The sequence below is a fragment of the Mesobacillus harenae genome, from assembly GCF_013343715.1.
GTDB classification, from domain to species: domain Bacteria; phylum Bacillota; class Bacilli; order Bacillales; family Cytobacillaceae; genus Mesobacillus_A; species Mesobacillus_A harenae.
Genome location: NZ_JABUNR010000007.1, coordinates 124146 through 149950 on the forward strand (window position 1 = coordinate 124146; position 25805 = coordinate 149950).

At 39.5% G+C, this 25805-nt stretch carries 24 protein-coding genes; 11 read left to right on the plus strand and 13 right to left on the minus strand.

Annotation, left to right across the window (positions count from 1 at the left end; genetic code table 11):
• Window positions 1-272 precede the first annotated feature (272 nt).
• The 4 genes from HRJ06_RS10320 to HRJ06_RS10335 all read right to left on the minus strand — a co-directional run bounded on the left by HRJ06_RS10320 (window position 273) and on the right by HRJ06_RS10335 (window position 2884).
• Window positions 273-503: an excisionase family DNA-binding protein gene (locus tag HRJ06_RS10320; RefSeq protein ID WP_174732694.1), complete on the minus strand. Its 231-nt coding sequence runs from the start codon at window positions 501-503 to the stop codon at window positions 273-275.
• A gap of 225 nt (window positions 504-728) precedes the next feature.
• A complete protein-coding gene (locus tag HRJ06_RS10325; RefSeq protein ID WP_174732696.1) occupies window positions 729-1853 on the minus strand; it encodes an NADH-dependent flavin oxidoreductase in 1125 nt (374 codons plus the stop codon).
• A 22-nt stretch (window positions 1854-1875) separates the two neighbouring features.
• Window positions 1876-2577 (minus strand): NAD(P)H-dependent oxidoreductase, encoded by a 702-nt coding sequence (locus tag HRJ06_RS10330; RefSeq protein WP_174732698.1) that lies wholly within the window; start codon window positions 2575-2577, stop codon window positions 1876-1878.
• Window positions 2578-2590: 13 nt separating this feature from the next.
• Complete coding sequence (locus tag HRJ06_RS10335) at window positions 2591-2884, minus strand: putative quinol monooxygenase (RefSeq protein WP_174732700.1); 294 nt, start codon at window positions 2882-2884, stop codon at window positions 2591-2593.
• A 246-nt stretch (window positions 2885-3130) separates the two neighbouring features.
• Between HRJ06_RS10335 and HRJ06_RS10340 the strand changes: the two genes are divergently transcribed.
• On the plus strand, window positions 3131-4813 hold the full coding sequence (locus HRJ06_RS10340) for a glycosyl hydrolase family 28-related protein (protein ID WP_174732702.1): 1683 nt from the start codon (window positions 3131-3133) through the stop codon (window positions 4811-4813).
• Window positions 4814-5263: 450 nt separating this feature from the next.
• Here HRJ06_RS10340 and HRJ06_RS10345 read toward each other — a convergent pair whose 3' ends face one another.
• Window positions 5264-5914: an exonuclease domain-containing protein gene (locus HRJ06_RS10345; protein ID WP_174732704.1), complete on the minus strand. Its 651-nt coding sequence runs from the start codon at window positions 5912-5914 to the stop codon at window positions 5264-5266.
• Between the two features lie 301 nt (window positions 5915-6215).
• Here HRJ06_RS10345 and HRJ06_RS10350 point away from each other — a divergent pair, with 301 nt between their 5' ends.
• Genes HRJ06_RS10350 through HRJ06_RS10360 form a run of 3 tightly spaced genes read left to right on the plus strand, consistent with a single transcriptional unit; the run spans window position 6216 to window position 10180 of the window.
• Window positions 6216-7802, plus strand: a complete 1587-nt coding sequence (locus HRJ06_RS10350; RefSeq protein WP_174732706.1) for a spore germination protein — start codon at window positions 6216-6218, stop codon at window positions 7800-7802.
• Window positions 7803-7836: 34 nt separating this feature from the next.
• Entirely contained in the window at window positions 7837-9033 is a 1197-nt protein-coding gene (locus HRJ06_RS10355; RefSeq protein ID WP_174732708.1) for a GerAB/ArcD/ProY family transporter, read from the plus strand.
• A 4-nt stretch (window positions 9034-9037) separates the two neighbouring features.
• Entirely contained in the window at window positions 9038-10180 is a 1143-nt protein-coding gene (locus tag HRJ06_RS10360) for a Ger(x)C family spore germination protein (RefSeq protein ID WP_174732710.1), read from the plus strand.
• Window positions 10181-10257: 77 nt separating this feature from the next.
• Here HRJ06_RS10360 and HRJ06_RS10365 read toward each other — a convergent pair whose 3' ends face one another.
• Complete coding sequence (locus HRJ06_RS10365; protein ID WP_174732712.1) at window positions 10258-10854, minus strand: DUF1836 domain-containing protein; 597 nt, start codon at window positions 10852-10854, stop codon at window positions 10258-10260.
• Window positions 10855-10996: 142 nt separating this feature from the next.
• Here HRJ06_RS10365 and trhA point away from each other — a divergent pair, with 142 nt between their 5' ends.
• A complete protein-coding gene (gene trhA, locus HRJ06_RS10370) occupies window positions 10997-11644 on the plus strand; it encodes a PAQR family membrane homeostasis protein TrhA (protein WP_174732714.1) in 648 nt (215 codons plus the stop codon).
• A gap of 413 nt (window positions 11645-12057) precedes the next feature.
• A complete protein-coding gene (gene pepT / locus HRJ06_RS10375; RefSeq protein ID WP_174732716.1) occupies window positions 12058-13290 on the plus strand; it encodes a peptidase T in 1233 nt (410 codons plus the stop codon).
• Between the two features lie 58 nt (window positions 13291-13348).
• Here pepT and HRJ06_RS10380 read toward each other — a convergent pair whose 3' ends face one another.
• The gene (locus HRJ06_RS10380; RefSeq protein WP_174732718.1) at window positions 13349-13852 is read right to left on the minus strand and encodes a flavodoxin domain-containing protein; all 504 of its coding nucleotides are present in this window, start codon (window positions 13850-13852) and stop codon (window positions 13349-13351) included.
• 299 nt (window positions 13853-14151) lie between these two features.
• Here HRJ06_RS10380 and HRJ06_RS10385 point away from each other — a divergent pair, with 299 nt between their 5' ends.
• The 5 genes from HRJ06_RS10385 to HRJ06_RS10405 all read left to right on the plus strand — a co-directional run bounded on the left by HRJ06_RS10385 (window position 14152) and on the right by HRJ06_RS10405 (window position 18184).
• Window positions 14152-15381, plus strand: coding sequence for a DUF438 domain-containing protein (locus HRJ06_RS10385; RefSeq protein WP_174732720.1), 1230 nt, complete (start codon window positions 14152-14154; stop codon window positions 15379-15381).
• 16 nt (window positions 15382-15397) lie between these two features.
• The gene (locus HRJ06_RS10390) at window positions 15398-15709 is read left to right on the plus strand and encodes a metal-sulfur cluster assembly factor (RefSeq protein ID WP_174732722.1); all 312 of its coding nucleotides are present in this window, start codon (window positions 15398-15400) and stop codon (window positions 15707-15709) included.
• A gap of 706 nt (window positions 15710-16415) precedes the next feature.
• On the plus strand, window positions 16416-17372 hold the full coding sequence (locus HRJ06_RS10395; RefSeq protein ID WP_174732724.1) for a calcium/sodium antiporter: 957 nt from the start codon (window positions 16416-16418) through the stop codon (window positions 17370-17372).
• 132 nt (window positions 17373-17504) lie between these two features.
• Entirely contained in the window at window positions 17505-17624 is a 120-nt protein-coding gene (locus HRJ06_RS10400; RefSeq protein ID WP_174732726.1) for a DUF4023 domain-containing protein, read from the plus strand.
• 155 nt (window positions 17625-17779) lie between these two features.
• On the plus strand, window positions 17780-18184 hold the full coding sequence (locus HRJ06_RS10405) for a hypothetical protein (RefSeq protein WP_242035195.1): 405 nt from the start codon (window positions 17780-17782) through the stop codon (window positions 18182-18184).
• A gap of 41 nt (window positions 18185-18225) precedes the next feature.
• Here the strand turns inward: HRJ06_RS10405 and helD are convergent, their stop codons facing one another.
• From helD to HRJ06_RS10435, 6 genes are all read right to left on the minus strand, one after another.
• Complete coding sequence (helD, locus tag HRJ06_RS10410) at window positions 18226-20544, minus strand: RNA polymerase recycling motor HelD (protein ID WP_174732728.1); 2319 nt, start codon at window positions 20542-20544, stop codon at window positions 18226-18228.
• 300 nt (window positions 20545-20844) lie between these two features.
• Window positions 20845-22335 (minus strand): hypothetical protein, encoded by a 1491-nt coding sequence (locus tag HRJ06_RS10415; RefSeq protein WP_174732729.1) that lies wholly within the window; start codon window positions 22333-22335, stop codon window positions 20845-20847.
• A gap of 15 nt (window positions 22336-22350) precedes the next feature.
• Window positions 22351-22842 carry a PilW family protein gene (locus HRJ06_RS10420; RefSeq protein ID WP_174732731.1) on the minus strand — a complete coding sequence of 164 codons (492 nt, stop codon included), beginning with the start codon at window positions 22840-22842 and terminating at the stop codon, window positions 22351-22353.
• A complete protein-coding gene (locus tag HRJ06_RS10425) occupies window positions 22839-23282 on the minus strand; it encodes a type IV pilus modification PilV family protein (RefSeq protein ID WP_174732733.1) in 444 nt (147 codons plus the stop codon). The genes HRJ06_RS10420 and HRJ06_RS10425 overlap by 4 nt, the downstream gene beginning before the upstream one ends.
• Window positions 23283-23480: 198 nt before the next feature.
• On the minus strand, window positions 23481-24575 hold the full coding sequence (locus HRJ06_RS10430) for an AI-2E family transporter (RefSeq protein WP_174732735.1): 1095 nt from the start codon (window positions 24573-24575) through the stop codon (window positions 23481-23483).
• Window positions 24576-24659: 84 nt separating this feature from the next.
• Window positions 24660-25520 (minus strand): MBL fold metallo-hydrolase, encoded by an 861-nt coding sequence (locus HRJ06_RS10435; RefSeq protein WP_174732737.1) that lies wholly within the window; start codon window positions 25518-25520, stop codon window positions 24660-24662.
• Between the last annotated feature and the right edge of the window lie 285 nt (window positions 25521-25805).

Sequence of the window (25805 nt, forward strand, 5' to 3'; positions counted from 1 at the left end):
GAGGAATTTCTCCGCTTATTTATCAACCATCCAGATTCCTCCTTTGGTCCACTCTATTAAGGTTGGTGTTATGCAGAATATTGAAGAAGAGGCACCGCTATCAAACAGGGAATGTCTCCAAGCATTTTTTTGAATTTAACTCTAGTGTGAAAATTACTATACGAATTCGTATTTGTACTTCAAAACAGAATCCGTTATCCAAAATTATTAGAAGAAATAGTAATCATTGTTAAAATGGTTCAGGTTATGTATTTTGGCTTGGTTATCCTTATTTAATCTTCATCTTTTATATCAACATCTTCAGGGATTGGCTCGCTTAGTATTTCTTCAACAAGATTTTTATATTTTTCTAGTTGTTTAAGATGAGTATTAAATTGTTCCTTATATATTAAGTATTGATCCCCATCATGGATGGCACGAATTTTGCGCTGCATAATTAGCCTTTCAATGGCTGGTTCTTCTATTGATAAATATTCTGCTGCCTCTTTTAAAGTTAAGTACATTCGTCTCAGTCCCTTTCTTCACGGTCAATGGTTTACTTATTTCTATTATGCCAGAAAAAATGACATGCTAGAAAAAAATCTTCCTCCCCAACCCGAACGATTATATAAATAGGAGGAGTTTGTCCGTTCATTTTAGGAATATTAAAGCTGCCAGCTCAATTTCGGATAAACAGGAAAAGGACGGCCAAATGCTGAGCCGCCCTTTTGAACAAATGCTTTAAGACCTTATTCGACTCCCGGAAACCATCCTGGTGAATGAATAATGGCTTTCCAAAGCGGGTCAGGAACCACTAACCGATCTTGGGCATCTTTGTTAATTTTTGTTTCTATTTCAGCTTCTCTTCCGCTTTCCACCTTCTGAGCCCAATCAGGATCAATAATCAGCTCACGACCTAGGGCCAGGAGAGGAACTCCGGTGCCTAATGCTTTTAAAGCATCCTCTGCACTATAAATGGAACCTACTCCAATTACCGGTACCCTACCTCCCACTCGCTCATTAATAACTTCAATCCGGGAACGATCATCCTCGACTCCTCTTTTTGGAGCCGTCCAAAAGTCACTGACTGACACGTGAAGATAATCAAGGTCTTTCCCTGCTAAAGCATCAACTAGCAGCAGAGTATCATCCATAGTTATCCCTGGTGTTTCAGGCTCTTCAGGCGAGAATCGATAACCAACTATGAATGGTTGTTGTGCATGTTCCTCCACAACTCGTTTCACTTCATCTATAACAGCAAGTGGAAAAGTAAGCCGCTTTTCCAAACTTCCTCCCCAGCGGTCATTTCTGCGGTTAGAATGTGGGGAGAAAAACTGCTGAAGTAAATACCCGTTAGCACCATGAATCTCTACCCCATCATAGCCTGCTTCTATGGCCCGGCGCGTCGTTTCCCCGAAGTCCTTTATAATAGACTGGATCTCTTCTTCTCCAAGTGCCCGTGGCTCTTTACTGCCGCCCCGTTCAGATGCAACGGCACTTGCACTTACTGTATCTCCGTTTGGAACCAACTCTGGCGGACACTCGCGCCCTCCGTGAAAAATTTGTAAGATTGCCTTCGCTCCCTGCTCTTTTATCGCAATAGCAAGTTTATTTAAGCTAGGAATCATTTCATCACGGTCTGCAGCAAATTCACCGGGAAACCCTTTACCATTAGGTGTTACATATGTACAGGCAGTAATCACCATGCTGACTCCCTGTGATCGGCGCACATAATACTTTACCTCTGCATCGGATACTGTACCATCTTCATGGGAAGAAAAATTGGTCATTGGTGCCATGATGATTCTATTTTTAAGGCTAACCCCATTTGCAAATTTAAACTCTTTAAATAATGGACTGAATTTCTGATTCATTTTGTTCACCCCTGATGTAATATTAATCTGTAATCCACTGGATAACCTGGTTGGCTTTCCGTCTTGCTTTCGGTCTTGGTTCCTTGGCCCGGTATCCAAAAGCAGCCATTACTGAAATTTTCAAGTGGCCGTCCTCTAGCAGTCCTTCCTTTGCCAAAAGGTCATTTATAGCATCCATGTCAAAGCCCTCTATCGGACATGAATCAATACCTAATAGGGCCGCAGTTGTCATCATATTTGCCAGGGCAATATAAGTTTGCTTTCCAGACCAGTCAAAAATGGACCGCTCACTTTCGAACAAATTAAGGCCTGATTCCTGAAAGACTTTATATCGTTCGAGCATTCCTTCTAGTAAATCTTCCGGAACCCCTTTTACCTCGGTCATTTGATAGGCCATATAGTCAGAATCATATTTTACGTCCTTAATGGTGCGTGCCAAAATTAACATAAAATGACTTGCGGTCGGAAGTTGCCCCTTAGCCCCCCAAGTATATTTTTGCAGCTTTTCACGAAACTCAGAACTTTGAACAATAACAAATTTCCACGGTTCCAGCCCAATTGAACTTGGAGAAAGCCGGCCAGCTTCTAATATAACCTCAAAATCTTCCTCTGAAATCTTCTTCTTTGCATCAAATTCCTTTGTGGCATGCCGAAACCGGAATGCCTCTAAAATCTCCTGCCTTTTGTTTGCATCCTCCGACACTTTTCCCAGCTCCTTTTTCATAATGAAATTATCTTTAAAGTTTTTCTGATACTAAATACTTTTCCACACGCGGCGGTCCTGCTAAAACCTCTCGAGACCGTGCTGCAAAAGTTTTATAATGCTCTGTCTCTCCGTGCAGTTTCACAGCCTCTTTTGTTCTCCACTCCTCTACCATCACAAAGGTGTTTGGATCTTTCGTGTCTTCATAAAGATGATAACTAATATTTCCTTCCTCGGCCTTCGATCCCTTTATTACATCGTCAGCTAGGTTTAAAAAGCGGCTGCGCTCGTCAGCCTTAACTTTGATAAATGCATGAATAACAATCATCCTAAACCCCTCCATTTTATAACGGCCTCGTATATTATCTTCCAAACTCGGACCAAATATATATTTGTCTCGCATTCAAGATAGATTAATTCAGGAGAAAATACAATTAACTTGCTTTCTTTTACAAAAAACAAATATAAAGACCTACGATTGCCCCTGGTCTTAAAAAGATTACATTCTTTTACGAAGGGAATAATATAGTAAATATAAAAGCTCCAGCTGCTTTAGAACCGAGGTGTAATTTTTATGCTGTATTTAGATAAAATGCATGATCCAAGCCAAAATGAAGCACTCATATCACAATATGGTCTCTCCAAGCTAGAAACAAAATATGCGGTCAAAGAAACAGACCGTCTTTTCCAAAGAACCAAGCTGAAAAAGTCAGAACAGGCTCTTCAAGAGACTGGTTCTATTCCATCATTTATAAAGAGGAAGACCGCGAATACATTATGGAAGCTGTTAACAAATACAGATACGCAAGTGCCCGAAGCACCAGGTACTTCAGCAGACGAACAGGGAAATGTTTACCCATTTTGGTTAGACCACCTCCACTCGGAATATGAACAGTTATTAAACGAGATTGATAGAGATGTAAATATAGAAGATTATGGCGCTATTGGAGACGGGATAACGGATTGTACAGAGGCTTTTAAAATGGCCATTGGTGAAGGCCGTGTTCGAGTTCATATACCGGAGGGGACTTTTATTACAAAAGGCATAACCCTTCCTTCATGGACTATACTTGTCGGTGAAGGGAAAGACATAACAATGATCAAACTTCACGACAAGGCAGGTAAAGGGAAAAGGTTAATTACGAATTCAAACCACTGGCGAGGCAATCATCATATTTCAGTCGAAGGAATGAGCTTAGACTGGAATGCTGAACGGCTTGGAAACACTGAAAAAACTAGTACTTGGGGAAATCATTCTAGCTGCTTAACTTTTGCTAATGTAAAATACGGCTGGGTAAAAAGTGTCAAAGCTATTAACGCTGGTCTTCATTGTTTTGATGTATCTTCAACTTTATATAACTATTCTGGAGATGGCCATTGGGCTAAGGGCCCGTCAAGCTTTGTATGGCTTGACAACCTGAACGGTTACGGATTTGGTGATGACGGAATTACCACCCATCATAGCGAGAATATATTTATTTCGAATTGCCATATGTGTGACCCAAGCGGCCTGGCTCACAAAAAAGGATTTTCCAATTCAAATGGTATTGAGATAGATGATGGGTCAAGGAACGTTTGGCTTGTTAATAATTCAACCGCTCGCTGTTTTGGCGGTGTTGAAATTAAAGCCCATCATAACTCCTCCGCTGCCGCCAATGTACAGATAATCGGCCATCTTTCTATTAATGACAACCGTTCTTATAATTTTCGTCATATCGGCCATCATAAGATCACTGATCCTGAATCACAGACAGCCTATAATATCTTAGCGACGAACCTTATTGCAATTGCTCCGGTGCACACGGACCTGTATCGAGACTCTACTCCAAGGGGTTTGGTAGTATCAGCTTATAAAAATGTCGTGATTAACCACTTTACTGCAATCGGGAATCCTGAATATGATTATAAAAGTAACCCAGTGATCGCCATCCAATACCGAGCTCGAAACGTGATACTAAACAAGGTGTCAATTCGCAATTTTCGAAAGGCAGGTACAGATATCAAGGTGTTTGGCGGAGATAACAAGGCGGATAAAGTTAAAATTAGCAACGTTTCAGTACGTAATTCTTCCCCTCAGGCCATCCATATAGGCTCTGCTATCCAAGATGCTGTGATCCAAAATATCACCGCGATTGGTCAAAACGGAAGGTATGCAATCAAGGCTGAAAACTCTCAACCCAATATATCTAAACTTAAAAGTGGAGGATATAAGGTGCCAGTTTTACTTTCAGGTCGAGACCAGATTACAGTAGAGTAGAGTAGTAAATAGGCTCTGTTAGAGGCCAACATTGTTTTTCCTTTGAAGATATCAGGGTAAGGTGCGAGGCTCTAGCTAGAAAAGCGGGTCAGGGAAGTGTACTTCCAGGGTGATAAAAAACGTGCTGTGCTTCTGTCGAAGGAGCTGAAATTTGCAGAGATCCAGGAGGCGAACCTAGATATGCTCCTGACCCTCGCTGATTGCGAATACCTGTAATAAAAGTCAACAGCCAGGTTTGAAGAGTAAAAAAATAAGCGTCAAAGAACCGTTAATTCTATGGCGCTAGTTAACTATTTAATTTTCCTCAGCTCGTCTAGAAAAGCAGGCCGCCGAACATTTCCAAGCTTAAGTTCTTCTATCAGTTTCCAAGCACTAAGCTCGCCGCATACCTTTTTTTGATAAGTGAGCTCAAGTGCGAGTTCCCTTGCTTTTCAAGGTCTATTCCACTTGTTAGTCAAATCCTCTGTCCAACCCAGTTGTTGGGAAATATGTATATTTTGGTTTCTTTTTTGGTGCAGCAGGCTGGCATTTTTTCATTGGGGCTTTCTGAATAATCTCACCAAGATATAAATTTCCATTAGGGCTCTTTTTCTTAAGTAGCTCCATTAAATTTGTGATATCATCCATCGCTCTATGGGACTGATAGCTCGTAATATCATGATCCTTTAACAGAGTGAGCAGCTTGCCGTTCAAAAAACCATACCGTTTCCATGGGATGCCCCTCATCGTACAATACCAGTCCACGAGATCTACTTCAGGATACATTCGGAATAAAAAACTGCGATCAAACGAGGCATTATGAGCAAAAACTGCCTCACTGCTTGTAAAGAAGCTTCTAACTCTTTTATCATCAAAGCTTTTCCCTCTTACTAAGTCGTAAGGAATGCCATGAATTCTGTAAGCCTGATCATAATTAGCCAGCGCCTTTTGTGAAACAGGTTCTCTCAACATTGACTCTTTATCTAAAATATCTAAAATTTCTCCAGTTTTTTCGTGAAAAGAAAAAAGCTTTAATGCAAGTTCAATTACTTCATTTGAGTCAGGGCCTAAGCCAGTCGTTTCTACATCCACCAGCAAACCAATTTTATGTTCGTTTTTCAAAAAGACCATCCTTTTTTATAATTTATCATAATCATATAGTAGTATTATATGAGTTTCCACCATTGGCATTTAGATTTTTTACAACTGTTGAATCTTACCACTGGTTTTGATAAAAAATAAATCCCCATTAAGTAGCCCATCCAATTAGCAGGATGGGCTTTTATCTGACACCCCGAGAGTGCGCAAGACTCGTTTCTCTGAGATTTACTTCCATTAAATACATAACAAAACCATGACTGGGATAAATTAAAGGAAGAATTGGCAAGCCTTTACTTTTGCCGTAAATTGATGAATAACGGGGATGGTTAGACTGAAACGCAAGATTATTAAGCCGCAGCCAATTAAAGAGTTAAAAAAACGGAAGTTTCTTGAAGAATATAGTAAGGAATCTCTGGAGAAGGTAGTCGATATCCCGCCTGAAAGCAATCTAGATAAAAATATTAGCTACGTTAAAGACGTAATGGGAAATAGTTCGGACTTGGTGGTAAGAAACATTATAATCGGCGGACACACAAACTTAAAAGCGGCTCTAATTTACCTCGATGGATTAACCGATAACGTCGCAATTGATCAATATATAATGGGAGCTCTGATGATTCAGCTCAATGGAAAGATTCCTGCTGATTTAACAACTAAGCCAGAGCCCCTAATTGACTGGATAAAAGATAGCGGCTTAATCATTAATGACGTTACCCCAACTGAGAGCCTCAAAGAAATTATAGAGGCTATTTTGGTAGGAGATTGTGCCATATTATTAGACGGCAGCAATAAAGCTTTGCTGGCAAATGCTAAAGGCTGGGAAAAGCGTTCAGTAGATGAGCCAAAAACAGAATCTGTTGTGCGGGGACCTCGTGATGGGTTTGTCGAAACACTTAGAACAAATACAGCTCTGATTAGAAGAAGGTTAAAGGACCCTAATATTCGTGTTATAAGTTTAAAAACCGGAACTAGAACGAAGACAGATGTTGCAATCATGTACATTGAAGGAATTATGGATGAAAAAATAGTAAAAGAAGCTGTAAGAAGAATTAAGGCTATCGAAATAGATGGAGTGTTAGAAAGCGGTTATATTGAGCAGTACATTGAAGATAACCCTCTTTCTCCTTTTCCACAAATCCAGAACACGGAGCGTCCTGACAAAGTGGCGTCCCACTTGCTGGAAGGGAAACTTGCTATTATTGTCGATGGGACTCCCTATGTCTTAATAGCCCCAGCGATATTTTCCCAGTTTTACCATAGCCCAGAAGACTACTATGAGCGTTTTCTAATCGGCAGTATGATTCGGGTTATAAGAATAATAAGCATGAGCTTTGCTCTTTTGCTTCCGTCAGTCTATATTGCTTTTTCATCCTTTCATCCAGAAATGATTCCTTCAAAACTTATGATTGCTATGGCGGCGGGGCGTTCTACCGTTCCTTTCCCATCCATAGTGGAAGCTTTTTTAATGGAAATAACGATCGAAATATTAAGGGAAGCAAGCGTCAGGCTTCCAGGCCCGATAGGCCCTACCATTGGAATTGTTGGCGGACTTGTAGTGGGACAAGCTGCCGTCGAAGCTGGCATTGTGAGCCCGATCATGGTAATTGTCGTGTCCCTGACAACCATTGGGTCCTTTGCTTCACCAAGCTATAATTCAGCAATTTCTCTTAGGATGCTGCGGTTCCCAATCATGGTAGCGGCAGGATTGTTTGGACTGTATGGGATCATGCTTGCATTAATCCTTATTTTTATTCACCTGTGTTCACTTAAACCATTTGGTATACCATACCTTTCCTCAATTACTCCTTTTAGGTTAAGAGACATGCAGGATACGCTAATCCGCCTCCCTATTCCCTGGATGAAAAAACGGCCAACCCCGTTTCATACACAGGACAAAACAAGGATGTAGTGAATGAGCAATAACTAATGAAAGGAGGTAAGTTATGGGTAAGCAACTGGCAGATAAAAGACCTATTTCTTCAAGGCAGGCGATGTCAATCGTTTCTAGTACCATTTTAGGCGTTGGGGTTTTAACTTTACCCCGTGTTGTAGCTAGTGAAGCACATGAGGCAGGCTGGATCGCTATATTGTGTGGAGCCTTCGCCACTAGTATCGTGATGATTATTGTTACAAAACTTGGTTTACGGTTTCCGCATCTGAACTTTATTGAAACCTGCTCTCACGTTTTAGGACGGGATAAAGGTAAATCAAATAAGCTAGGCAAATTACTTTCCTACCCTATAATCATTATACTAATAGCCTACTACCTAGTGGTAGCAGCCAGTATCTCAAGAACTTTCGGTGAGGTGGTTGTGACAGCAGTATTGAAAGAGACGCCTCTTGAAGTAATTATCGGGACCATGCTGCTTACTTCGTTATATCTGGTTAAGTTTGATATCGATGTATTAGCTAGACTGAACGAATTATTACTCCCTTTAATAGTAATTCCGATTTTATTAATCGCGCTTTTATCCTTTCAAAGCTTTCAATTGGAATTTATACTCCCTGTATGGCCAGGGTTAAGTCTAAGTGGATTTTTGAAGGGCGTCCTATTGACTATGTTTGCTTATCAAGGATATGAGTTGATCCTCATTTTTTCAAACAGAATACAGATTATTAAAAAATCTCTTTGGTTTAATATTTTAGGAATCATTATCCCTTCAGTGATTTACCTCTTAATTGTTATTGCTGGCATTTCTGTATTTGGAGACGAAGAGCTAGCCATTCTTATGTGGCCTACGTTAGAGATAATTAAGGTAACTGAGGTACCCGGTATGATTCTCGAAAGGCTAGAGTCCCTATTCTTAGGAGTTTGGGTGGCCGCGGTTTTCACTACGACTGCAAACTTTTTCTATGCAATCACCCTTTTAACGCAGCAAGTTTTCGGAAGAGGAAAGAGAATATGGTATGGGCTAGGATTCACTCCTATTATCTTCTGGCTCTCCCTGCAGCCCCAAAATATAATTGCTCTTTTTGATTTTCAGCAATATATAGGGTATGCCGGCTTAACCTTAGGAGCACTCATTCCCGCTTTCCTCCTAATCATGGCGTTCATTCGAAAAAAAGGGAGCAGTACAGGTCCTCTCGCTACAAAAGGCCCATCTGCTAAAGAGAAGTCAACCGCTATTCAACAGGAGTGAGAAGATGAAAAAGTGGAAAAAGCTTTTAATTGTTGTTCAGCTTTTATCACTCGTTTTGCTCAGCGGCTGCTGGAGCAGACGTGAGCTGGAAGAAAGGATTGCAGTTATATCTGTAGGCATTGATGCTGTAAAAGAGAATGGAAAAAAGGTATATAAAGTCTCGATCCAAATCCCAATTCCTGTCCAAATTGCTGGGGGCGGCGGAGGGGGCGGCGGAGGCGGAGATGCCGTTAAAGTGGTAAGTGCCCAGGGAGAAACAGTAGCTAAGGCATTTAGTGATATTCAAAAGAAGCTGAACCAAGTATTATTTATGGGACACACCCGTATTATTGCCATAAGTGAAGAGGTAGCCGAGGATGGAGTGCTCGACATAGTCGACGGCTTCCGCCGGGACCCTGCTATACGCAGACTTCTTTGGTTGTTAATTGTCGAGGGTAAAGCCGAAGATCTCCTGAATTCAAAGCCAAAAATAGAACAGATCCCCACCGTTTATATCATGTCGTTAATTCAAAATGGAGCTCGGACTGGCGCCATTCCAGATGTAACTCTGGGAGACTTTTTCGTTTCCATTTCAAACAAATCCCTTCAGCCAATGGCCAATAGAATGAAGCTGCATGAAGATGATGTATACTGGTCTGGACTTTCACTATTTGATCACGGAAAAATGGTAGGAAATCTTACAGATGAAGAAAGCTGGATTTTAGTTCAGCTTCGTGATGAACAGCCAGGCGGACACTTTCAGGTTTTTACTGGGAACGAAGAAAACAAAGAAAATATCGTCGTAAGCCCCACACAGGTTGAAACTAAGACCAAGCTTGAGGTTAAAGATGGAAAAGTAAAGGCTCATTATCATGTCTATATGCAAGCAAATATTCTAGAAAAAAACATGCCTGAACACCTGGATAATGTAAAGACACTTGCCAAGTTAAGAAAACTGGCTGAGAAACACCTAGAGCACGAGGCTGAACAATTAATTAACTCGCTACAAACTAAACAGAAGGTTGATGTCCTTAGACTTGGCAGCAAGGTAAAAGCCTTTCATTATAAAGAGTGGCAAAAGATGGACTGGAAACAGGCATTCCAAGATGCAGAAATTACGGTATCCTATGAGGTACAATTCCGCAGGACAGGTATGCAGTTAAACTAACAGAACAGCCACTTTATTAAGTGGCTGTTCTTCTTAAAGGTTTGCTATATACGGAGCCGCTGGCAGAGATTAATTAGTCATTTCCCTTTAGGTCGGTCAGATTCCTTTTCCTTCTGAGGAAGCTGGTCAATCATTTTCTCAGCAGCTCTTCTATACATATTACTAAGATTGACCATAGAGGCAATCATCATAACCTGTTCCAGTTCTTCAGAATCACTGCTCATTTTAGCAACTTGCTCCTTAACTCCCCTCGCACGAATCTGGATTTCTTCAGTGAAATGTTCTGCATTGCTGCTGCTTAATGACAAATAACTGTTATAAAATTGTGCTAAATCGAGTTCATTGTTTAACAGTTTATCATTTATGATAGTTAGCGTAGCTTTTACATCACCAATTGAAAGTGATCCTTTTAATTGATAAATTAAGGCTAATAAAATTAAATGTTCCTTCGAGTATTTTTTACTTTTAATTGGGAAAAAAAGCTTTCCTTTTGCATAGTTATTAATCATTGTTTTCGTGAGGACCTTTTCATCTTCATTTCTTTTGGAAGAGTCGAATTTTCCTTCAAACAACTGGATCACCTGATCCATATATAAATCTATGTTTGGAATATCGTCTAAGGTAATGTTTTTTTCTATGCCTAGCTCCCCTAGAATATTGTCTAAGTTTTTCATAATACTCCCTCACCACTTTGTTTAAACATAGTTGTATTATAACTCAAAAACAATAATTATTAAACGTTGACTATGTAATGAATTGGTTATATTATATTAAGTAGTATTTAAAACTACATAAAAAGGTGCAGGAGGTAATAATATGAACACTTATATTCGCGAACCTATAAATGGTCTTACCCATTTAGCTGGAGCTATTCTATCTTTTGTCGCGCTGCTCGCAATGGTTATAAAGGCATCAATAACGACTGCTTCGCCGATCGCTATTACATCGGTTATTATTTTTGGTACCAGTATGATCCTTCTTTACAGCGCTTCTGCAACCTATCACATGGTCATTGCAAGGGATAAGGTCATTGCCTGGCTGAGACGAATTGACCACTCAATGATTTTCATTTTAATTGCCGGAACCTACACCCCTTTTTGTCTAATCAGCTTGAATGGTGTAATCGGCTGGGTGTTATTTTCAATCATAAGTACGGCAGCAATTGCCGGAGTAGTTTTTAAACTGTTCTGGTTTCATGCACCTCGATGGTTGTCGACCTCCTTATATATTTTTATGGGGTGGATGGTTATCTTTGTAGCCTCCCCCTTATCTGGAAGCATTAGTTCTGCAGGATTTTTCCTGTTAGTTCTTGGCGGTATCTTTTACACAATTGGCGGCATTATTTACGGTGCAAAGCCTAAATTCCTACAGAGCAAGTATATGGGCTTTCACGAAATATTCCATATCTTCATCCTGCTCGGCAGCCTAGCCCACTTCCTCAGCGTATACCTATATGTGATCTAGAAAAGCGAAGGTGCCTCGAACAACCCCGACAAGCGCTGGAGGGCTTGAAGGTGAAGTCGTTCTTTGACTTCATCAGCAAGACCGAAGCGACTCGAGGGGTTAGGCACCGCAGCTAGACAAGAAAAGCGGAGCCGACTGTTCAGGGGCGACAGGCATAAGACGAGCGTTGACAACCCCGACAAGCGCTGGAGGGCTTGAAGGTCAACTTCCCTTAGTGCTTGTAAACAAACTAAAGATGTATTAACCTGACCTGAGTCCCTCCGACTCAGGTCTTTTTTTAAAGATAAAGGGCATGGTTTACTTCACAGTAATCAAGTAATTCCATTAAAAATTACTTATATTCATCTAGCTTTTGGCCCCTTCTATAGATATGGTATTATGATTTCATAGCCTTAGTTAGGAGCTGAAAGATATTGAAATCAGAGATAATTGAACGATTTACTTCCTATGTAAAAATCGACACACAGTCGAACGAGAACAATGATACGACTCCTTCAACTGCGGGTCAGCTCGAGCTTGCGCAAATGTTGGTGAAGGAACTGAAGCAGATTGGCATGGAAGAAATCACTCTGGATAAGAACGGATATGTAATGGCCACACTTCCTTCAAATACAGATAAGGAAGTACAGACAATTGGTTTTCTCGCCCACCTTGATACAGCAACTGACTTTACCGGAAGAAATGTTCAGCCGCAAATCATAGAAAATTACGATGGAACAGAAATCACTTTAAACAAAGCTTTACATATTGTACTGTCCCCAAAGGACTTCCCTGAGCTCGTTAATTATAAGGGCCACACACTCATCACTACGGACGGAACAACCCTACTCGGGGCAGATAATAAATCGGGAATTGCTGAAATTATGACTGCGATGGCCTACTTAATACTGCATCCTGAAATCAAGCATGGAAAAATCAGAGTTGCGTTTACACCGGATGAGGAAATAGGCAGAGGGCCTCATAAATTTGACGTAAATGCCTTTAACGCTGCTTTTGCCTATACAATAGATGGCGGCCCTCTCGGTGAGCTTGAATATGAAAGCTTTAATGCTGCTTCAGCCAAAATTACCTTTAAAGGGAAGAATGTACACCCGGGAACTGCAAAAGACAAAATGATTAATTCCGCAAAAATTGCTATGGAGTTCAACAAAAGCTTGCCTGCCGATGAGGCACCTGAATCAACAGAAGGATATGAAGGCTTCTTCCACCTGATTTCATTTAATGGTGATGTAGAGGAAACGACTCTCTCTTACATTATCAGGGATTTTGATCGTGAAAGTTTCGGCAAAAGAAAATCCCTTTTTGAGAGAATTGTAGCCGATCTTCAGCAACAATATGGAAAAGATCGAATTATTTTAGAAATGAACGATCAATATTATAATATGAAGGAAAAGATCGAACCTGTTAAGGAGATCGTTGATATCGCTTATGAGGCAATGGAAAACCTGGGTATTATGCCGATCGTGAAACCAATTAGAGGAGGTACCGATGGTTCTCAGCTTTCCTATATGGGACTTCCAACGCCAAATATATTTACAGGCGGCGAAAATTTTCATGGACGATTTGAATTCATTTCCGCAGATAATATGGTAAAAGCAGCAAAAACGATCATTGAAGTCGTTCAGCTGTTTGAAAAAAAGGCGTGATTAATAAAAGCTAGCCCAATAGTATTTATGGGTTAGCTTTTTACAATTCGAGAAGAAACTATCCTATTGTGTTGCTATTTCCCTCCCTACTCATCTCCCTGGCAAACGCCTTAATATGTTCAATGGATAAAGCCGATTGATCAACTTTTATCTTCATCATGGTGTTAACGATTATTTTTTCAAAAAGATTCATTTTCTCATAATGAATCTCATAACCAAAGATTTCTTTTCTCAAAGCATGATTATACAATTCGGGCGGGAAGCTGGCGGCAAGTTCCTTTTCTCTCACTTCTGGATCTGGGTGTGCAGCGCAAAGAAACAATCCGACTCTCTTTTGTAAAAGAATATCAAGATTGTAATTCATGAATTCTCCAAGCTTGGTTTGAATGTTGCCGGCATATATCGACCCTCCAAGGATAACCGTGTCATACTCATTAAGCGGGGGAACAAGTTCCTTCACAATATTAATCAGTTTTACCCTCCCTCCCAGCCGCTTTTTCAATAATTCCGCTGCATTTTCTGCACTTCCATACTTCGTCGCATATATAATAACCGTCTTCACAGTGAGCGTCTCTCCCTACAATTTTAGAACTGCAAACCTCCACTTTAATGTATCACTTCATGGTCAAATTTGGGGTAAACCCCAGGTTAATTAACAAAGAAGACACAAATAAGGTAGATGCCACTTACAAAGCCATTAGATAGGTTTTCCTGATGGAAACCTACTTAATTATCAAAATTTTTGTATGAATCATGTTTTTGCACGTGATGTGCATCACATTAATGGTTAATTGAATGTGATACATTGTGATTGAGAAGAGTTATCAAGTTATTAAACACACTTTTAAAGGAGTAATTACAATGAGCGAAATCATTAATAACCGTGAACAGCACATTTTAGATAAAACAGAACGGCAATCAATTTTAAAGAAAATCATTAAGGATCTTCATAACGGCAAAAGTGTTGGAGAAGTAAAAGCAGAATTTGAACAAGCTGCCGGAAACATTACGGTTGCCGAGATTTCCGAACTAGAGCAAGCATTGATGGAAGAGGAAGGTATTCCAGTAGAGGAAGTTCAGCGTCTCTGCTCTGTCCATACTGCCATTTTTAAGGGATCAATTGAAGAGATACACCGATCTGACAGGCCAGAAGATGAGCCTGGACATCCGATTCACACCTTCAAACTTGAAAATAAAGAAATCGATATGCTGGTTAACTTTAAAATGCAGCTCCACCTGGATCGCTTTGATAAAGAAGACAATCCGGACAACGTAATGAAACTGCTCGAGGACCTAAATCTATTGCTTGATGTTGACAAGCATTATAGCCGCAAGGAAAACTTGCTGTTTCCTTTTTTAGAAAAATACGGAATCCTCGGTCCTACCAAGGTAATGTGGGGAGTAGATGATGGAATTCGCGCTGCCATTAAGGGAGCTAAGGAAAAACTAGTCAATTATAAGGGCGACAAAAAGACTGTCGTTGCTGCGGTCTACTTTGTTATCAAAGAAGCTAGTGAAATGATTTATAAAGAGGAAAATATTTTGTTCCCCATGGCTTTACAGACGCTGACTGAGGATGAATGGGTCAAAATCGCCCACGATGGCGAAGATATCGGCTATTGTCTTACAGGCCCTGCAGGTGTATGGAAGCCTGTCAGAGAAGAGGCTAAAGGGGCCACCATATCTGATGGATTTATTCGCATGGAGACTGGTCTATTATCACTAAAGCAGCTAGAGCTCATGCTGAACCACCTGCCTGTCGATATTACGTTCATTGATGAAGAAGATGTAGTTCGCTACTTTTCTCACGGCAAGGAACGGATTTTCCACCGGACAAAAGCAGTTATCGGCCGCACAGTCCAAAACTGTCATCCTCCGAAAAGCGTTCATGTAGTTGAGGATCTTTTAAAAGATTTTAAAGCCGGCTTAAAAGATTCCGAGGACTTTTATATTAAATTCCGAGACAAATATGTTTATATTCGCTACTTCGCTGTGAGGGATGTAAACAATGCTTATGTAGGAACTCTTGAATTCACACAAAATATTAGCTCCATTCAAGAAATCAGTGGTGAAAAACGAATTTTATCCTAGCTATGAGGTGAGAAAAATGACTGAATTAGAAACAAAAATTTATGAAGTACTTGAAGATGTTATGGACCCGGAACTGGGAATTGATATTGTGAACCTTGGTCTTATATATGAAGTCTCTGTGGATACCGAGAATAACGCACATATCAACATGACGATGACTTCGATGGGCTGTCCAATGGCTGGGCAAATCATTTCCGATTCAAAAGTAAAATTAACTTCAGAGATTAAGGAATTAAACGAAATAAGTATTAATATTGTTTGGAGTCCTCCGTGGGGAAAAGACCGCATGTCGAGATATGCAAAGATAGCTCTGGGAGTAAGAGATTAAATTTATTCTAAGAGTGTTTGACCTAATAGGGAATGGAACCCAATTTAAAGATCTTAAGAATCAGAATCGGCACTGTTAAAAGACATTGCTGAATTTAAGCTTGTTGATAGAAGTGGAAGATGCGGGACTCCTCGAAAATGAAAAACACATTTTCTCGTGCATCGGCCTTTATGAGGAAGTCTTTCAGTGTCCTGCTGGTTCAGCGTGGCAGGCGAGACCCCATGCGCATTTTCGCAGAGGAGCTCGCCCCGCGGAAAGCGAGCGTCTGAAACGGAAATCAACACACAAGTATAACAGAGCCTAAAAATTAGATCCGTCCTACTTTTGGACGGATCTTTTTAGTTATCATATGGGCTCGTCCAACTATGGCCTAACTTGAAATGGTGGATAATATGTGGATAGACTAGAGAAATTTTAACTTACTTGTGGACTTTTATACAACATCTGTGAATAACACCTTCAACATTGTGGATATCCTGTGGACAAGTTGCTTCAATTAAACTTTTTTCCTTCTTAGGCCCTTTTCTTTTTAGATATATTAGCCTTACAATACGGTTTTCAGTTCACCTATATGGGTATGAAAAGAATGGGCAGGCAAATGATTGCATCTATAATAAGATCTCTTTTAATGCGCCTAATTAAAACCATATCTGGGTACTTTAAGTAGAGTATTGTATGGAGACTAGATTGTGGGGTTGAATAAAGAATGACTTACTTACTTTTAATTTTCGGATTTGCCCTATTAATTTTCGGGGCAAATTATTTTGTTGAAGGGTCCTCAAAAATTGCTGGATATTTAAACATTTCACCTTTATTAATCGGGCTGACTATTGTGGCTTTTGGTACCGGTTCACCGGAGGCAACCGTCAGTATTCTAGCTGCTCTAAATGGGACTGCCGATTTGGCGCTGGGAAATGTTGTTGGCAGTAATATATTTAACATTACTCTCGTTGTTGGAATCACAGCTATGATTAGTCCTTTGGCAGTTGAAAGCGAAACGATTCGAAAAGAGATTCCATTTACATTACTGGCTAGCTTTGCCCTGTTTATCTTTATCGCTGATACTGTAATTACCGAGGCGGCCACCAATGTAATTACCCGCAGTGAAGGGTTAATGTTATTACTTATATTTTCTGTTTTCATGTACTATATTTTTGAAATTGCCAGAAAAGACCGTACTGCCAGAAAGGAAGAAAAGACTTCTACAGAAAACCCATTATGGGCTAAACAGATATTTTTCACCATTTTAGGACTGGCAGCTATCATTTTTGGGGGAGATTTAGTTGTAAGGAACAGCACTGCAATTGCGATTTCATTAGGAATGAGCGAAACCCTCGTCGGATTAACCATTGTTGCACTTGGTACTTCACTCCCCGAGTTAGTAACATCGGTAATTGCTGCACTTAAAAAGCAGGGTGAAATAGCGATCGGTAACATTGTTGGCAGCAATATCTTTAACATCCTATTTGTTCTAGGGATTGCATCGACGATTACCCCTCTTGGAGTGGATTCGAAAATATTCCTCGATGTCACAGTGATGATCATTTTAACAATCATTTTACTCGTATTTTCCAGAACACGTTACAAAGTCGGCAAGATCGAAGGATTCATCCTTGTTGCCGCTTACGTTCTATACACGATTTATATCATCATCCGAAATTAGTTTAAAGTAAAGGTGACAGGCACCATCCAGAAAACTGGATGGTGCCTGTCACCTGAGCTTGCATATTGTTATAGAAGTTGGAAAAGTTAATAAGGTTATTAATAAGAATATGAACTTTATGGAGGGGTTTCTATGGATAATACACAAGATTATGTTGAAAAACTGCACACTAAGCAAGAAAAGGCTGAACGAAATAAAAAACGCCAAGGGAAAAATAACCCCAGTGAAAAACTTCCAAATAAACAACACTGAACAAACCAAAGCACCGGAGCCGGTGCTTGTTGTTTTCCTACTAGTTTTCCGCCCAAATCCTAAATCCCAATCGCTTCGATTTCCCGACTTCAATGAATATTTGTTCTTTCCCCTTCATACTTTAGAACATACGTTCCTAATGGAGGGGATTGAAATTGAGTTCAAAATCAAAAATTGATTTGTCTGATGAAACACTAAGTAAATTTTATGAACTAAATAAGCAAAAGAAAGAAATTGAGTTTGAATTAAGTTTGCTTAAGGATTTGTTTCATGATTACTTTGACAACCGGGTTGGACCATTAACTAAAGGAGAATTTGTTCTTAACGGCTACAAACTTCAGCGGCAAATACGAAGGACTGAAAAGTATGATGAACAACTAACAATCGAAAGACTGGAAAAATTAAAGATGACTGACCTTATCCAGGTAATTCGAAAGCCTGATGATTCCCGAATAAAGTCAGCTATCAACCTAGGCCTGATAACACAAAAGGATCTTGATGGCTGCCACATAATCACAGAATCTGCAGCCCTTTCAATTAAACCTATAAAACCAAGATAGGTGACAGGCACCATCCAGAAAACTGGATGGTGCCTGTCACCTTATCGCTTTTCATACTTGCCCGGGGGTATGTTTCTCATTAAGGGACTGATTCCATTTGTTGTGAATAGATAAAGTTCGTGCATGGCACGTGTGCAAACTGTATAAAAGAGCTTGCGCTCGCTTTCTCTGCTGTAGCGGGAAATGTCATGAACGATGACTGCATCAAACTCGATACCCTTTGCAAGGTAGGATGGGATCACCAGAACCCCCTTTTCATAAGAAACTGTTCCTTTCTCAATTAGCCAGACAGGGAAATGATCTTTTATGCTATCAAATACTTCTTTACTTTCCTGCGCCGTTTTACAGATAACGGCTACTGTCTGTGATCCGTCTGCAAGGAGTGAAGTAAGTTTATTACCGATCAAGTTTATCAATTCCTCTGGACTTTCTGCTTTTATGAGCTCAGGTTTATTGCCATCCCGATTGAATGGCTGGATATGCCTGCCAGCTTCAATCAATTCTGAAGTGAATTCAACAATCGGTTTAGTAGACCGATATGTCCTAGTCAGCACTATCCTTTCAGATTCCTCCTGATCATGTCCTTCAATAAGAATAGATGATGCTCCAGTCGCTCCTGAAAAAATTGCCTGATTAAAATCTCCTAATAAGGTCATTCTGCTGTATGGAAAAAGCTGCTTAATAAAAGCAAATTGAAACGGGGAGTAATCCTGCGCCTCATCAATAAAAACATGCTTGATGCCTGTATTGGACTTTCTTCCCTCAATCAAGTCCTGCAAGTAGGCAAACGGGGTCGCATCTTCATACGCGATTTCAGCGTTTGTGAGCATTTCGCTAGTTAATTTACTGATCTCTTCCCAGTTTTCCCGTTTAATCATTTCAGTTTTTGATGTGAATAACTGCTCATAAATACCTGCCATATCAATAAATCTATACTTTTTTACTGCAGTGATTAATGGTTTGAATTTCTCGTTAACAACCATCATGGCAAGCCACTTTTGTTCTTTTTCAAAGTCATCAAATGTGTCCTCATTATATTTTTGCCTTTTTTGCAGCTGTTTAAAGGATTGCATATAGTCTTCTTTATCAAGAAACTGAATTTGATCCTCAACCCACTGCTTTGATCTCTCTTTCCTGGCAACTAGCTTAAGCTCTTTTAAAATCCACTCCCGAAGTAGATGAACACGGTTAGGAATTGAATAATTCTTATCCAAACTATAAAAATAATCATGAATTTCCTGCTTCGTAACTATACATTTTTTCCTGAATAAAATATCTTTGAAAAGGAGGCCTCTCTCTGAAAGATGATCTGCGTACTCATCAATCATCATCTTGAAGTCCAGGCTTGCTTTATAACGGATGCTTCCCAGCCTGACTTCGTATTGCTTATCCTCCGTATCGCTTAATAAGTATTCCATTTGTCCAAATGGATCCTCTAACTCAAACTCACGGCTCAGGCGGTGCATTAAGTATTCCTGGAAGGTAGACTGCTGCATATTTTCCTCGCCGAGTTCCGGCAAAACAGTTGAAACATAGCTGTTAAATAACGGATTAGGAGAAAATAACATGATATTTTCTGACTTAATAATATTGCGATGCCGGTAGAGCAAATAAGCAACCCGCTGCATTGCAGCTGATGTTTTTCCGCTGCCGGCGACTCCCTGAACGATTAGGAGCTTACTGCTTACATTGCGGATGATTTGATTTTGTTCTTTTTGTATAGTTGCGACGATGTTTTTCATTTGTGAGTCAGAATGATTCCCTAGTACTTCCTGAAGCATTTCATCCCCAATTGTAACTCCAGTATCAAACATCGCTTTAATTTCTGCATTTCTTATAACAAATTGCCTCTTTAAAACTATTTCTCCTGAAATGTTTTCTGATGGAGTTTCATATTGTGCTGGCCCCGGAGGATAATCATAGTACAAACTGGAAATAGGAGCCCTCCAGTCATAGATAAGAAAATTTTCTTCTTCCTGGTCCATGAAGGAAGCAACCCCTACATAAATGGAGTCAGCACCTGGCTCTCCTTCTTCATGAAAATCTATTCTGCCAAAATACGGCGAGTTTTTTAATCTCGAAAGGGTTTTCATTTGTTTATCAAGCTGAGTGTGGCTTCTTTCTCGCTCAGATAAAAGTGCAGCCTGCTGTTTAATACTGGAGTATGTTTCGGCTAGATCATCCGGTTCATCAAAATTGACAGTCACATCATCCCAGAAGTTTTTCCGGATCCCAAGCACATCAGCACTGACTTTTCCTGCATGATTTTCCAGTCGGCCTGTTACTTTTTCAATTTCTCGAACCATTTCATTAACTCGTTTTTGCTCTATAAGTAACTCGTCATGATCTGTCTCGCTCATCTCATCACTCCCTGAATAATTTTGCACTTACTTTATAATGAATATACCTTTATAGGTTTGTTTTCCCTTGTTTTGTTCCTATATTCGCCGTCTCCGTTCCTAATGCAAGCTTATATTTTAAGCCCTTGCAAAAAATAACCACCTATTTAGGTGGCAATAGCGACTCTTTGTCCTTAATAATCAACATTATAGTCTACAATATTTATTTCACAGTCCAGGATTATATTCCAAAATGTATTCGTATTTATTAAGTTATCTCCAAAAGAATGGATGGTGACAGGCACCATCCATTTTTTTACTCTATTCGATTGTTTGTCCTTTACGTACTAATTTAACGTTACTATGTTTTACTTTTTGTAAATATTTTGGGTCTGTGATAATGGTGAGCATCTCGGGATGATCCACTTTAACATCACCGACTAGTCCGCCAATGATGGTCATTGGAAGTCCATTTGTTTTAATTTCAATTCCATTTTCCGCATAAATCAACCCTTTTAAAGTATCACAGCCTCCAGTGACTGTATTGTTTTCAATAACAGCCTTACCTTTGGCAAATAATCGAAAGTCATATTTCTCGTTTTTAAGCTTAACACATGCATTTTTTATATTGGCATCTCCATGCACATATAAGTTCGTCACATAGTCTTCAGGCTTTAAGGTTGCCTCATTTTCTAGGCTGTCACCCACCGTTAAATCAACATCGGTAATCAATAAGTTTTCCATTGTAACCATATTTCCTCGCAGCATAAGTTTGCTGTAGTCCTCCAACTTCGAAGCAGGGCCGTTACTTCCTTGAACTCCGCCAATCACTAAGGATTTGTTAACGTACAACCCCTCTTTAAATGAGAACCTTCTAAAAGGGTCAGGATCCCTTGATATGCCATATGTTCCAACTCGGTCCTGTTGAATCACTGCATTCCCTAAAACAGCCAGTTTCTCAAAATCAATATCCTCATAACCATAATAGCGAATACCCAATAGTTCGGACTTAAGAAAGCTGCCATTGATTATAACATTAGTATCTTCTTTGTCTCGAAGTTCAAGAACATTGACGGATAGCAACGCATACTTATCATATTTTAAAAGTTCAACACCCAAAAACTCTCCTTGTCTCGTTGCAATTATCCAGTTGTTTTCCATCGCTTCAAACCTGTCACCATTCCCTATACTAAAGCTTAACAAATGCGGCAGCAAGTTAACCCCAATCACTTCATCATCTGGTACAAGGTAGAATCTTTTGTCGCTGCCAGTTAGGTTAATCAAACTTAACTCTAATATGGCAAGATCCAAATTAACCAGTCCTGAGTCTGCAAAGTCGACGGCTGCAGTTCCCTCCTTGGTAAAATCGGCTAATTCATAGGTACTCTTGTCAATATCAACATCAAGGGACAGTTTATAATGGCCAGTGAGCATTTTATCACTTGAACCGGCCTTCCCTTGGCTATATACCTCCACCATGTAGCTATCTGCTAGCCTTGCCTTAATTTTGACCTCCTCCGGCTTGCTGTCACTCCACGGATCTCCGATCACCACCCAATCTCTATATTGATCAAAAAATTGAGTGAAGTTAAGCAGGGCTGGATCCGTATTATCTATGTATCTCTTAAAATCTTTTTCAAAATAAGTAAGTCCATCCTTCGCTAAATAGCGCGCTTGTACATTTGACTCCGTGGCATTTACCCGCTTATTTTCACCGATAACGTTTCCCATTAACGCCGTGCCCAGTACCGTAAAAACAATTATAGTCAGCAAAACAATAATAAGTGTAGAGCCTTTTTCGTTTAGCTTCAAAATCTCCACCCCCTTCTACTCTACTTTTACAAATGATACTTCACTATCTAATTCTAGTCCTATATCCCTTTCCGTACTCTTATCTTGTACGAACATCTTTATGAAAACGGTATCATTTTTCAGCACTAATTTTGATTGCTCCCCGTTTGTACAAGATGTACTGATTAAAGAAGAATGAATAGCTTTATCATTAATCACTGCTTTATTATTTTTAAAGCCTAAAATGGTTTCTGCCCCTTCGAAGTCTTTTATCTTTATCAAAGATACACAGTCCGACTGCTCCACCACTTCTACTTGGGTGGCGACAAATACTTTTTCAGTAAATTGAGACATAATATAATTTGCTTCGTCATGCAGAGATATCTCTTTGCTAACAACTTTGAAACTATCCATTCCGCCAATTAAATTCCCCATGATACCTGCTGAAATGAGACTAAAGAGGGCAAGCGATCCAAGCAGCTCAACGAGGGTCATTCCCTTTGATGAGGCAAGTAACTGTCTGTTCATATTTCGACAAATCCCTTCACCTTACTCTTAATTTTGCCATTATCATCCTCAATAATAACTTCGACAGAGTGCAGCCTCATCTCCATTTCTTCATTTACGATAATTTTTGTTAGGTAGCTAGTTTTGTTAATATGTGTGACGTATCTATTGATGCAACCTGCAGTTTCGGAAGCTTCGAGGCTATCGCAGCTCGACTCTTTATCATAGGTATATGGATATGTAATGGCTGGGTCGGCATTTTCCGTTATTTCAGGATAGGCGTCAGCTTTTATTTGCTCTAACACCTTTTGTGCAATATTAATGGCAACTAACTTTTCCTGGTTGTTCGATGAAGCGCTTTTTGAGAATATGAAGAACTGAAAAAATATGGTTAAGAGTATGACTAGAATGACAATAGAAGCCAAGACTTCAATAATTGTAAAGCCGTTATTATTATTCATGACTATCCCCCTCATCCCACTATCTGTTCAAGGTGAAAAATGACAAAAATTAGGCAATTTCTTTATAATAATATAATAGCACTATTAAATGTCAGAATAAACAAAATAGTCTTTTTATGTTTATATTTGTAACAAATTAGCTAATTACAAAAAAAGGTGACAGGCACCATCCAATTAATTGGATGGTGCCTGTCACCTTTACCTTTTCTCCACGGCTGCATTTCTGGCTTTTAGTAATTTAACTAAGTTTAGTACAATAGTTTTTACGACTGCATATGTCGGAACGGCTAAAACCATTCCTAGTACGCCAGCAAGATTGCCAGCAGCTAACAGGAGCATAATGATCGTCGCAGGATGGGTATCCAAGCTTTTACCAAGAATAAGCGGAGATAACACATTCCCTTCAACTTGCTGGGCAATAACGATAACAATGACAACAAGCAAGGCTTTAGTCGGGGAATCAAATAAGGCAACAATAACAGCAGGTGCGCCTCCCAGTATTGGCCCGATATAAGGGATAATATTTGTAAATGCGACAATTAGAGCCATAACGAGAGCAAATGGTAAATCAATAATAAGATAACCGATAAAAGCGAGCGTCCCAACTGCAAATGCTACGGTTATCTGCCCCTGAATATAGGCCGAAAGCGTTTCTCCAGTTTCCTTTAAAATAATAAGGCCCTGTTTTCTATAAGCTGCTGGGAAAAACTTCGCTAAGGCATTCGGAAACTTATGGCCATCCTTAAACATATAAAATAATAAAAACGGAACAGTAACTAGTATGACAGCAATGTTAGCAATTAAACCCAATATATTTGTGATACTGCCTGTAATCCTGTCCGGCAATGTATTGGCAAACTCTATCAGCCTTGCCTCCGCTGTTTCCAAAAGATCATTTTGCTCGTTCATAATCCACCTGAATTCAGAAGACTGAGCAAAATCATCAAAAAACTCCAATGTTTTATCAGCATAGCCCGGAAGCTCATTTGCGAGTGCAGTCACTTGTTTTGTAATAGCAGGTATTAAGTTTCCAATCGATAAAACTAAAATCCCCGTGAACACGACATAGATAATAAGAATTGCAACCAACCTAGGTACTTTTTTACTCTGAAGAAAGTTAACTACAGGGTTAAGCAAGAAAAATAAGAAACCCGTAATTAAAATAGGAAAAAAGAGCGTTGAAAAAAAGACCCCGATGGGTTGAAATAAAAATGTAATCTTCGTAGCAACAAAGATAATGGTTACAATCAACAGAATCTGAAGTAACCAGTATTGTAATTTTTTCTTCGACAAAGTATGTACCTCTTTTTCTATTAACTTAGTGTACAAATTATATCAAATCTTTTTCCCCTGTACCAAATTTCGCAAATATACCGCCTATTTGTTTTTTAACTCATATCCATTAACAAAATATTGGATTGTCTCAAGTTCGTTCTCATTTAGCGGCCTTCCGGCTTTCTTTTCAAACGCTGTTTTTATGGCATCAGTGTTTCCATGCAATTTTTCTGTCAACGAAGCTGTATCTCTCAATAATTTTACTTCCGCTTCAAACTCTTTCTTAGTAATAGGCTTCCAATGCGATAGCACATAGTAATCAGCATCAAATTTTTCGAGCTCATCAAGGAGCCTAGTGATCTCTTCTGTAATGTAATGGCGTTTTTCTGCGTATAAATTTACGTAAATACAGTCAGCCAAAAACAAAATTTTCTCCTCTTTTACGTACACAACAACTGAGTCAGAGGCATGATCACCACCAACTTTTTTCAGAATACATGTTACTCCGCCCAGGTCAATTTCTATTTGATCGTCAAAGGTCAAAGTGGGAAGCGTAATCCTGACATCTCTTCTGTCACCGAATTCTTTTTTGATGGCTGATGCACAAAACTCTATTTCAATTCCAGCTTCAACTCTTTCATCCAATGCCTCATCTGACCATGAAAATGGGACGAGCTTTTTCATTTCTATTTTAGTTTCAGCAGAAGAAATTGACGGTATATCTAGAGCAGATAAGCCGAAAATATGATCCCAGTGCCAGTGTGTGAGTACAACAAAGTCTGGCATAGGAACACCTTTCTCTTTTAATTCATTAAGAAAGTATTCAGCGTGAGCCTCTGAGTTTCCAGCGTCAATCATCAAAGTTTTATCGTCTCCGACTACAACCCCTAAAATAGGGCGGTCCGTTTCTGAAACCGGTGTCTGATACCAAAAGCGGTCGTTAATTTTTTCGATTGTTTGCATAAGGACTCCTTTTTGTTGTTTGATTACTTTATATTTGCTTTATAATGCTACATTCGTATCTCTAGGCAGATGTATATCTCATTATTTGCTTTTCTTGGCTTTATTAACCTGTGCATAATCAAGTAAATACTATTATTAAAGATTAGCACAAGTTTAATACCGTAATGAATACTTTCTAAAAATATAGATTGATACAACGAAAGTTCCTTTTACTGGTGGAACGATCTTTTACGTGGAGCATGAATGTGTATTTGCTTATAAGTTGGAGGCGAACCTTGAAAATGA

Bases quoted from the DNA above. Each gene is read 5' to 3' on its own strand.
- HRJ06_RS10425 (WP_174732733.1), bottom strand. From the start codon at position 23,282: ATGAATAATAATAACGGCTTTACAATTATTGAAGTCTTGGCTTCTATT.
- HRJ06_RS10325 (WP_174732696.1), bottom strand. From the start codon at position 1,853: ATGAATCAGAAATTCAGTCCATTATTTAAAGAGTTTAAATTTGCAAAT.
- HRJ06_RS10400 (WP_174732726.1), top strand. From the start codon at position 17,505: ATGGATAATACACAAGATTATGTTGAAAAACTGCACACTAAGCAAGAA.
- HRJ06_RS10355 (WP_174732708.1), top strand. From the start codon at position 7,837: ATGGGTAAGCAACTGGCAGATAAAAGACCTATTTCTTCAAGGCAGGCG.
- trhA (WP_174732714.1), top strand. From the start codon at position 10,997: ATGAACACTTATATTCGCGAACCTATAAATGGTCTTACCCATTTAGCT.
- HRJ06_RS10385 (WP_174732720.1), top strand. From the start codon at position 14,152: ATGAGCGAAATCATTAATAACCGTGAACAGCACATTTTAGATAAAACA.
- HRJ06_RS10420 (WP_174732731.1), bottom strand. From the start codon at position 22,842: ATGAACAGACAGTTACTTGCCTCATCAAAGGGAATGACCCTCGTTGAG.
- HRJ06_RS10360 (WP_174732710.1), top strand. From the start codon at position 9,038: ATGAAAAAGTGGAAAAAGCTTTTAATTGTTGTTCAGCTTTTATCACTC.
- HRJ06_RS10365 (WP_174732712.1), bottom strand. From the start codon at position 10,854: ATGAAAAACTTAGACAATATTCTAGGGGAGCTAGGCATAGAAAAAAAC.
- HRJ06_RS10330 (WP_174732698.1), bottom strand. From the start codon at position 2,577: ATGAAAAAGGAGCTGGGAAAAGTGTCGGAGGATGCAAACAAAAGGCAG.
- HRJ06_RS10340 (WP_174732702.1), top strand. From the start codon at position 3,131: ATGCTGTATTTAGATAAAATGCATGATCCAAGCCAAAATGAAGCACTC.
- HRJ06_RS10350 (WP_174732706.1), top strand. From the start codon at position 6,216: ATGGTTAGACTGAAACGCAAGATTATTAAGCCGCAGCCAATTAAAGAG.
- HRJ06_RS10395 (WP_174732724.1), top strand. From the start codon at position 16,416: ATGACTTACTTACTTTTAATTTTCGGATTTGCCCTATTAATTTTCGGG.
- helD (WP_174732728.1), bottom strand. From the start codon at position 20,544: ATGAGCGAGACAGATCATGACGAGTTACTTATAGAGCAAAAACGAGTT.
- HRJ06_RS10320 (WP_174732694.1), bottom strand. From the start codon at position 503: ATGTACTTAACTTTAAAAGAGGCAGCAGAATATTTATCAATAGAAGAA.
- HRJ06_RS10335 (WP_174732700.1), bottom strand. From the start codon at position 2,884: ATGATTGTTATTCATGCATTTATCAAAGTTAAGGCTGACGAGCGCAGC.
- HRJ06_RS10390 (WP_174732722.1), top strand. From the start codon at position 15,398: ATGACTGAATTAGAAACAAAAATTTATGAAGTACTTGAAGATGTTATG.
- HRJ06_RS10435 (WP_174732737.1), bottom strand. From the start codon at position 25,520: ATGCAAACAATCGAAAAAATTAACGACCGCTTTTGGTATCAGACACCG.